Source organism: Porphyromonas sp. HMSC077F02 (assembly GCF_001815465.1).
GTDB lineage: Bacteria > Bacteroidota > Bacteroidia > Bacteroidales > Porphyromonadaceae > Porphyromonas_A > Porphyromonas_A somerae.
The window spans coordinates 65,697-74,561 of sequence record NZ_KV820646.1 but is presented as its reverse complement, the minus strand read 5'-3'; the positions used below and the strand labels follow the sequence as shown (position 1 = coordinate 74,561).

Below are 8,865 nucleotides of genomic sequence, written 5' to 3'. Positions count from 1 at the left end.
CACCACAGATGTATGACATGCCCGTCATACTTAAGGAATAGGGGGTGGTGCTAGTGCACCACCCCCTATTTTATCTTCAACTAGCGTAGAATCTCCCGCTATTCGTTTATTGATACATATACATAAAGAGAATTGCAATCAGCACGTCTCAAAAGTTTTTATTCCTTTTTCTGATAAACACGCACATAATCAATCACATAAGTGGCGGGAAGCGCTGATGGGTCTACTCCCTCTTGTCCTCCCCAGTCGCCACCCCAAGCTAAGTTTAGCTTCAGATAAAATGGCTCGTCAAATGGCCAAGAGGACTTATCCCCATTTTTACCATTGACAAATTCAAAATGCGACTTACCATCAACAAATCCTCGAATGTATTCTGCTGTCCACTCCACAGAATAAATATGAAAAGTATCAAATGGGTCATCGACTACCGTCGAACCACTCTTTTGTGTGCCTTTTCTATGATTATACGCCTCAGTATGTATGGTGCTATACACCTTACAAGGGTCATAACCGACATGCTCCATAATATCGATCTCTCCATCTAAAGGCCATGTATATTCCTTGTCTGGCATCATCCAAAATGCTGGCCAAGTTCCCCTACCTCTAGGCAGTTTTAGTCGCGCTTCAAAGTACCCATACTTCCAGCTTTCCCTCGAATTCATACGAATAGAGTAAACGGCATCTCCTACTTGCTTAGCAATAATTTTCAGCTCACCATTCTCTACAATTGCGCAAGTATCATTGCCTAAAAAGCCAGGAATGTACCTTTGTAGTTCATTATTCCCCCAGCCTTTTGCCCCCTCATCATAATACCACTTAGTGGGATCAGGGAGCCCGCTTTCTTTCTGATCAAACTCATCACTAAACACCAAGGTATATCCTTCTGGCACTGTGGCATCAGGCTGTACGGATGAATCATTTCTTGAAGATCGACCATCACTACACGCTACCTGAAGCAGTAGTAGGGGTATCAACCACACATTTTTAATTATCTTCATCATTTCCAATCATAACTATAGGATTATCAGTGGGGACTACATTATTTAGTTCTCCTGGCACCAGTCTGTCCCCCAACCATTGCCATCTTCCACCCTACTATTCACAGAGACGTACAACTCTGTCGGAGTAAGTAAAAGCATCCGATAGGTAGGTTTTTAGGTCATTATCACCATTTCATTAACCTATTTCTACAAAGATAATAAATTTAGCCATAGCCTCTTTAGATTAGTTCCCATACGGGTGGAAAATATCATCTTGGACATCACCAAGACATTTGATTTGAGACCTCCATAAAACCTCTATGCTAGTAGGGTAAAAGTTGAGATGCAACTAAGCAATCGGCGAGTTGCAACTAAGCAATTGCCGAGATGCAACTAAGCAAATGCTTAGTTGCATCTCGGCAAACGCTTTTGTATAGCTCTGGTTATCAATTGGTTTTGAGGGGGGCTTTGCCCCTGTTTTAGGGAGGCATTTCACTAGGTACTTCTAATGCGCAACCCCTACGATTCATTTCCCATCTTGGATCGGGCTGAATTGAGTACTTAAAGTGCACTAGTAGAGAGTCTTGCGAGAGAAAACACAAAAAGCTTCGAAATAGCGGCTTTTGCCTATGTGCTGAAAAATGAGTAACTTTGGGGAGTTTAATGGGGGATGGATAGCCTATTAAGACGGCTGTTTGCCAAGTTATTTAGCGAGGGAATTGGCAGATATATATTAAAAACAAAGGAGAAAAAGAATGATAAGGAAACGGCGACAGGCAAGGAAGAAGGTGCTATACTTAGCACAAGAAATCTATCCCTACCTAGAGGATAGTAAGGTAGGTAAGGATTCAAAACTTATCCCTTTGGGCATCATGGGTAGAGGCAATGATATCCGTACATTTATGCCCAATTATGGAGTGATCAACGAACGTCGCCACCAACTTCATGAGGTGATCCGTCTATCGGGTGTCAACCTTACTGTCAATGACAAAGTACACCAGCTAGTGGTGAAAGTAGCGAGCCTGATGCCACAGCGTATGCAGGTCTACTTTATTGATAATGAGGATTTCTTTGGTAGAAAAGGGGTATTCACAGATGAAAAAGGCACCTACTACGAGGATAATGTAGAGCGTGCCGTATTCTTTATCCGTGGAGTCTTTGAGACCGTAAAGAAACTAAGATGGGTACCCGATGTGATCCACTGTCACGGTTGGTTCACCGGATTAGCCCCCCTTTATTTGAGGACACTACTCAAGGATGACCCAGCCCTCTCACGTGCCAAGATCGTCTACTCTGCTTACGATACAGCTCCAGAGTATCCATTTGATGAACAACTCACCGAGGTACTGGCGTATGACCAGATCAAGCACCCACTTCTGGATGGGCAGGCACTTAATCGAGAGGCACTCGTAGAGCTCATCTTACAGTATGTGGATGGCATCATCTACTCCAAAACCAATAGTTCTGAGGAACTTATTGCTGCAATAGAGGGCTCGGGGAAGAGTGTACTTGACTTCCAAAGCGATGACCAATTGATAGAGTCAGTAGCAGACTTCTACAATAGCATTATTGGTGAAGAAGAAGAGGAAGAGAGTGAAGAATAGGGACAAAAAAAAGATGTTTTTCCAATAATAAAATTCGGTAGGATAGCTGTATAAAAGGCTATCAATATATAGAGCAAATATATGAATAGGACTATAAAAGGTTGGCTAAGTGTAGGAGTAGTGCTAGCAATACTCCTAGTGGGTTGTGAAAATGATCAACATGCCACTGGATTGGATTTGCTCCCTGAATATCTTAAGGGAGAGCCCATAAGCAAAGACTTTGCACTCACACTTCGCACCGTACCAGCAGGTACCGAAGCTGGGAATAATGATATCTATGTAGGTAGTGCATTGGGCTACCTAGGTCGGATGTCCAGCGAAGAGTTCGGTGGCATTGAGACAGAGTATCTAACCCAGTTTCGCATTCCTAGCGGATTTAGATTCAAAGACGAGTCAGTCATCACTGGCATTGACTCCGTAAGGCTCTACATCTACTACGACGGATTTGCTGGTGATACTATCTCCAGCATGACCGTGACTGCCAACCGAGTTAAGCAGCCACTGAAACACAATAAATACTCTATCACAGAGGTAAAGGAGTATGTAGGAGAAAAGCTAGGCTCGCTCTCTTATTGGGCAGGCAGAGGCTCACAGAGGATACAAGGTAATTCAGGAAAAGGAAACTATATGCTTTCCATTGCACTCCCCAAGGAACTAGGGGAGGAGTTCTTCACACGCTCCAAAGCTGGAGACCCCGTCTTTGCCAATCAGGCCGCTTTTGACAAGTGGTTCCCTGGCCTATACCTCCACACTACGGCGGGGCAAGGAAGTGTCATAAGAGTCACCAGTACTGAGCTAGCCTTTTGGTACTCCAAGGAGGTTGAGGTAGAGGATACCAAAACCAAGAAAAAGAAGAAAGAGATCAAGCCATTTGCACAGACATTGATTCACACCTCGGAGGTACCACAGCTATCGCGCTTTGCCAATTTCAGAGTGGATCAGCTACTTGAAGATAAAGGATTTGCTACTATCAAGGCACCAGCAGGCCTTTGGATAAAAGCCACACTACCTACTCGCACGATTGCCAAGGAGCTAAAAGAGGCGCCAGCAGGCTACTCCCGAACACTCAATGCAGTCACATATACCCTGCAAGGGACTACCGCCTCAGCGGCTACTGCCACAAAATATGGCATTCCCGAGACCCTTCTCATGCTACCAGTAGATAGTACCAAGACGTTTTTTGAAAAGGAGTTAACTGAAAACTCACTTGGAGCTGCCTATACCTCATTTATCGGTGAGATGGTCGTAAGGGGCTCCAGCACTTATCACTTCGGCAATATTGGCTCCGCTATTATCAAGCATATCAAAGAGGAACCGAATAAAGACCTAGAGGTCTACATCCTTCCTGTAGAGCTAACGAAAGCGAGCCAAGATGCAGGAGGAGCCACCATTAGTCTTACCCACTTGGTGCCCCCTTCAGCAGTTAAGTTTGCTATCACCCCACAGAATACTAAGCTTGAAGCCACTATCATACAGCGTAAAGAGGGTAAGCCCTTCTAATTGATCAGAAAGCTGGCATTTCCACACCATAAAAGTTTTGTAGCATCACTATGAGCCACACTTCATACCTCAGGGGACTAGCACAGCATTTCTTTCGGATCGAAGGCAAGCAGCTCTATAAGTACCGTTTCTTCTTTCCCAACAAAAGATCCGGTCATTTCTTTCTCCACTATCTCAGGCAAGTGGCAGGAGACGAGCCACTACTACTTCCTGAGGTAACGACTCTAGGCGCTTTTTTGAGGCGGGCTGTTCACCTTCCGGAGGAGAATGTCAATAATGAGTTGCTACTCATCTACCACCTCTACACCAGTTATAAGCTAGTATACAAAGAGAGTGAATATAGCTTTGAGAACTTTTACGAAATAGGGAAGCAACTCTTGGCTGACTTCAATGATATCGACAATCATCTTGCCGATGCGTTATCGATATTTGAGAATATGGATTTACTCGATGAGCTCACGATACCAGCCAAGGATCTACTGAACCAAGATCAGATTGACGCTCTTAAAAAATATGCACCTAACTTCGAGAAAAATCTAGACAGGGGATATACGGCTTTTTGGCAGTACGTCCCTGAAATCTACACCCAGTTCAAGGAAACCCTTCGCGGTGAGGGGCTAGTCTATAATGGCATGCTTATGCGTGACATAACCCAAAGACTAGAAAATGGGGAGTTAAAGCTATTCAAAGAGCCCAAGGTCAATGTGTTTATCGGGCTCAATGCGCTCTCACAAAGCGAGCAAAAGATACTCAAGCACTTCAAGGAAAATAGTGAGACCCTTTTCTATTGGGATTATGATAGCTACCTCGTACAGCAGAAGTTTACCGATAAAAATAGAAAAGTAAGAGACACCCTTTTCCCTGAGCCTACAGATGATAGGCTGGCTTATACGAGAGATAAAAACTCACAGCATCAGCCACAGCTACATATTATCTCTATCCCCTCCAAACTAGGTCAAGCAAATTACATTGCTCAGAAGATTATCCCGCAACTACAGACCGATGAGCTGATCAACCTACGCGATCCCAATACCGCTATTATCCTTCCAGATGAAAGCCAGCTCACCAATCTCCTCTCCAACTTACAGGATAGTGAAGTAGGGGAAGCTCCCCTCAAGCTCAATATCACTATGGGCTTCCCCATTAAGTACCTTCCGATTATCGCCAAGCTACTACACCTCCTGAATCTCCAGAGATTAGCCTATGGACGTCGGAAGAACGAGATGCCTATTTGGCGGCGGGAGGAATTAATTGATCTCTTCGGGCTGGAGCTAGATCAGGGCACTTTTGATACCACCAAGCTACTCAACCCTAAAACCCCTAAGAAGCTCTACTTTACAGAGGAGGAGCTCTCTCAGGCGATTGAAAAAGAGCGGCACCAAGACCTACGCCTGCTTTTCAATCTTGACAGATACGAGCAAGGTGACCTACTACATAATACGCTCACGCTACTCGTACATCTCCAAGAGAAGTTTTCCGATGATGCAACGATCAAAATGTCTCTTACCGTGGTAGAAGAGCTACTCCTGGAGATCAAAGGGTCGCTTGATAGATTCGTCGCGGCTCACGCAACGGCACGAAATCAGCTCACCCTACCCCTCCTACACGACCTTATTCATACCACCATTTCTCAAGCTCGAATTCCATTCTCCGGCGAACCCCTTGAAGGGGTACAAGTGATGGGAATATTGGAGGCACGATCCATAGACTTTGAGAACATCATCGTGATGGATGCGGGCGAAGGGCTCTTACCCGCCAAAAGCCGAAAATATGGACTCATTCCTCAGAATATACGGTATGAGAAAGGCCTCCCCACCTACAAATGGCAAGATGCTATCCGTGCTTACAACTTCTTCCACATGATTGGGCGAAGTGAGCGTCTGTACACCCTCTACGATTCTCGTAAAACGGCAAGAGCTAGTGGAGAGCCCTCTCGTTACCTTACACTTCTCACCCATATTTACGGAGTGCCAGCCAAGCGGTACAATGCTTACTTTCCACTTTCCCCCATACCTTCTAAAGACCTACAGCTCGACCGTCAGAAGATCCAAGCATATAGAGCCCAGTTGACTAGTAAAGTGCCACAATCCAAGTATGGACTCTCCCCGAGTGCGCTCATCAACTACCTCACCTGTCCCCGAAAGTTTTACTACCAAAACATTCTTGGACTACGGGACCCAGACGAGCTCACCGATGTACTAGAAAAAAATGATGTCGGAACCATTACCCACAAAGCCCTTGAGATACTGTATAATGGCTTTAATGGGACTGTGGTGACCAAAGAGCATCTAAAGGGGATTCTTGACAAACCCGACCTTATCACCAATGCCGTCCGAGAAGCTTACTACAAAGCTTATCAGACAGATGAAACCCAATTCAATGGTTATTTTGAGATGTACAAAGACCTAATCTTTCAAGACGTCCAAAACACCATTCAACTGGACATCAACAAAAACGCCCCTTTCACCTACTGTGGAGGGGAACAGACCATATCCACACTCTATACTTACGGAGAAAATGGAGAAACTATCCATCTACGTGGCACCATTGACCGTATTGATATCAAGCAGGGCAAACTAAGGCTGGTAGATTACAAGACAGGTAGCGATAAACTAGAGTTTAACCTCGAAAGAAGTTTTGACCCCGAAAACAGCAACATTGATAGGGCCGCCATACAGCTTCTCACCTACTGCGTGATGTATCTAGAGGCTTATGGAAAGAAAGCGGTCAAGGATATCGCTCCTATGCTCATCAAAGTACGCGATGCCGATCAGGGCTGGTTTGTACACAATATTGACAAGACCAAAAATGAGACAATTGATAGCTTTAGTCTGATTGAGACAGGATTCAAAGAGCAATTGAATGAAGCCCTTCGTCGTATCGCCGAAACAGATGATGAATTTATTCCCAACAACCGAAAGAATAGCTGTAACTACTGTGCTGGTAGAGAGCTCTGCAATAAGGCAAAGCTCTTTCCAAACAGATAACTATATATTACCATGGATATTCAACTCATTGACAATAGCCCCACAGGTCAGCTCATTAGTTATCAAGACTCACTTGCTCAGCAAAAGGATCTCTTCCAGAAAGCCCTTGAAGCAAAGCGACAACACCTACCAGTGCAGCACCATCTGATTTTCAATCAACATCACCCTGTGCTCACACTTGGTAAGCATGCCGACCCGCATAATATCCTACTCTCTCCTGAGCGCCTTCACGCCCAAGGAATAGAATGCTACCAGATAGAGCGAGGAGGGGATGTCACCTACCATGGGCCTGGACAGTGGACAATTTATCCTATATTTGATCTCGAGGAGCTAGGGATAGGACTGCGTCGCTATGTTGAGTTGCTTGAAGAGGTGGCCATTAATGTGGCTGCTAAGTATGGTGTGAAAGGGGAGCGGATGCATGGGGTTTCTGGTGTTTGGGTAGATCCTTCTCAACGGCCACGCAAACTATGCGCCATCGGGATCCAAGCAAGTAGGTTTGTTACCATGCACGGCATCGCCTTTAACGTTAGCACACCACCTCAAGCCTTTAATGTGATTAACCCCTGCGGATTTACGGATAGAGGGGTTACCAATCTTTCTATTGAGGCTCAGCACGAAATCTCTATGAAGCAAGCTAAGGAGGATCTTATAGAGAGCTTCCAAGAGTTATTCCAGAGAAATATAGCCCTCTAATTTGGTAAAGTCTCTGTAGCAAGGTGGGAACAGTCGTTTTTGCCCACTCTTTGTGATGAGTGTCATAAATTATCTTTACTTTTGTGTAGAATAGTATTAGTTAGGGGAATATGGAGAATGGTAATTTTATTGACTTATGAAGATAGCAATGACTAAAGCGGAGCTAGTTGCTCAGCTAAATGAGATAAGAGGGGAGAAACTGGTGGGCTTTGTACCTACTATGGGCGGACTACATGAGGGACATATGAGCCTCGTGGAGCGTAGTTTGCGTGAATGCGAACTAACGGTGGTGAGTCTTTTCTTGAACCCCACGCAATTTAATGACCCCAACGACCTGAAGACCTATCCGCACGATATGGCGGAGGATCTGAAGCTACTGGGCGAGGTGGGGGTAGATATTGTCTTTACTCCAACTGCCGAGGATATGTATGAGGATGGAGAGGAGGCACCTAACCTAGACCTCGGACGTGTAGGAGAGGTGATGGAGGGTGCACACCGACCTGGACATTTCCGTGGAGTGGTATGGGTAGTGAGCAAACTCTTCCGCTTGGTCCGACCAAATAGAGCCTACTTTGGCTTGAAAGACTTTCAGCAGATTGCGGTCATCAAGAGAATGTGTGCTCTATGCCCCGACTTGGCGGATATTGAGATTATCTCTTGCCCGGTTATTCGTGAGAGTGATGGGCTGGCAATGAGTTCGCGTAACCGCCGACTCTCCGATGAGGAGCGTGCGGCAGCCCCTAAGATCTACGAGGCATTGCAAGAGGGGAAGCGACTGAAGGAATCTGGCAAGAGTGTAGCAGAGGTGCATGAAGCTGTGGTAAAACAGATTGAAACTGATCCACTCCTTCGGGTGGAGTACTTTAGCATCGTCAACAGCGACACTCTGGAGGAGGCTAAGGCGTGGAACGGCAATACTACTGGCTGTATCACAGTCTACTGCGGTGAAGTACGCTTGATTGACCACATCTCATTCGAAGGATAATAGAGGGTGAGCAAGTTGCAATCTGTGAGTAGGCAGAGACAAATAGTCGCGCTACTCCTTGTGGGTTTCCTCTGGTTCTCCACATCATCATTGTGGGCATCAGAGGTAGGCAG

General features: G+C 45.5%; 6 protein-coding genes. 5 read left to right on the top strand and 1 reads right to left on the bottom strand.

Going from position 1 to position 8,865, the window contains the following annotated elements; genetic code table 11:
- Positions 1-158: 158 nt before the first annotated feature.
- The gene (locus HMPREF3027_RS03300) at positions 159-1,001 is read right to left on the bottom strand and encodes a glycoside hydrolase family 16 protein (protein WP_083317487.1); all 843 of its coding nucleotides are present in this window, start codon (positions 999-1,001) and stop codon (positions 159-161) included.
- A 734-nt stretch (positions 1,002-1,735) separates the two neighbouring features.
- On the opposite strand from HMPREF3027_RS03300, the gene HMPREF3027_RS03295 reads away from it, so the two are divergent.
- The 5 genes from HMPREF3027_RS03295 to panC all read left to right on the top strand — a co-directional run bounded on the left by HMPREF3027_RS03295 (position 1,736) and on the right by panC (position 8,752).
- Positions 1,736-2,584, top strand: a complete 849-nt coding sequence (locus HMPREF3027_RS03295; RefSeq protein ID WP_018028157.1) for a glycogen/starch synthase — start codon at positions 1,736-1,738, stop codon at positions 2,582-2,584.
- A gap of 81 nt (positions 2,585-2,665) precedes the next feature.
- Positions 2,666-4,084, top strand: a complete 1,419-nt coding sequence (locus tag HMPREF3027_RS03290; RefSeq protein ID WP_070707027.1) for a DUF4270 family protein — start codon at positions 2,666-2,668, stop codon at positions 4,082-4,084.
- A gap of 50 nt (positions 4,085-4,134) precedes the next feature.
- Positions 4,135-7,071 (top strand): PD-(D/E)XK nuclease family protein, encoded by a 2,937-nt coding sequence (locus tag HMPREF3027_RS03285; RefSeq protein WP_070707026.1) that lies wholly within the window; start codon positions 4,135-4,137, stop codon positions 7,069-7,071.
- Between the two features lie 12 nt (positions 7,072-7,083).
- Complete coding sequence (gene lipB / locus HMPREF3027_RS03280) at positions 7,084-7,767, top strand: lipoyl(octanoyl) transferase LipB (protein ID WP_070707023.1); 684 nt, start codon at positions 7,084-7,086, stop codon at positions 7,765-7,767.
- A gap of 136 nt (positions 7,768-7,903) precedes the next feature.
- A complete protein-coding gene (gene panC / locus HMPREF3027_RS03275; RefSeq protein WP_070707021.1) occupies positions 7,904-8,752 on the top strand; it encodes a pantoate--beta-alanine ligase in 849 nt (282 codons plus the stop codon).
- Positions 8,753-8,865: the final 113 nt, after the last annotated feature.

Excerpts from the sequence above, each read along its gene's own strand:
- HMPREF3027_RS03300 (WP_083317487.1), bottom strand. The coding sequence starts at position 1,001 with ATGATGAAGATAATTAAAAATGTGTGGTTGATACCCCTACTACTGCTT.
- HMPREF3027_RS03290 (WP_070707027.1), top strand. The coding sequence starts at position 2,666 with ATGAATAGGACTATAAAAGGTTGGCTAAGTGTAGGAGTAGTGCTAGCA.
- HMPREF3027_RS03295 (WP_018028157.1), top strand. The coding sequence starts at position 1,736 with ATGATAAGGAAACGGCGACAGGCAAGGAAGAAGGTGCTATACTTAGCA.
- HMPREF3027_RS03285 (WP_070707026.1), top strand. The coding sequence starts at position 4,135 with ATGAGCCACACTTCATACCTCAGGGGACTAGCACAGCATTTCTTTCGG.
- panC (WP_070707021.1), top strand. The coding sequence starts at position 7,904 with ATGAAGATAGCAATGACTAAAGCGGAGCTAGTTGCTCAGCTAAATGAG.
- lipB (WP_070707023.1), top strand. The coding sequence starts at position 7,084 with ATGGATATTCAACTCATTGACAATAGCCCCACAGGTCAGCTCATTAGT.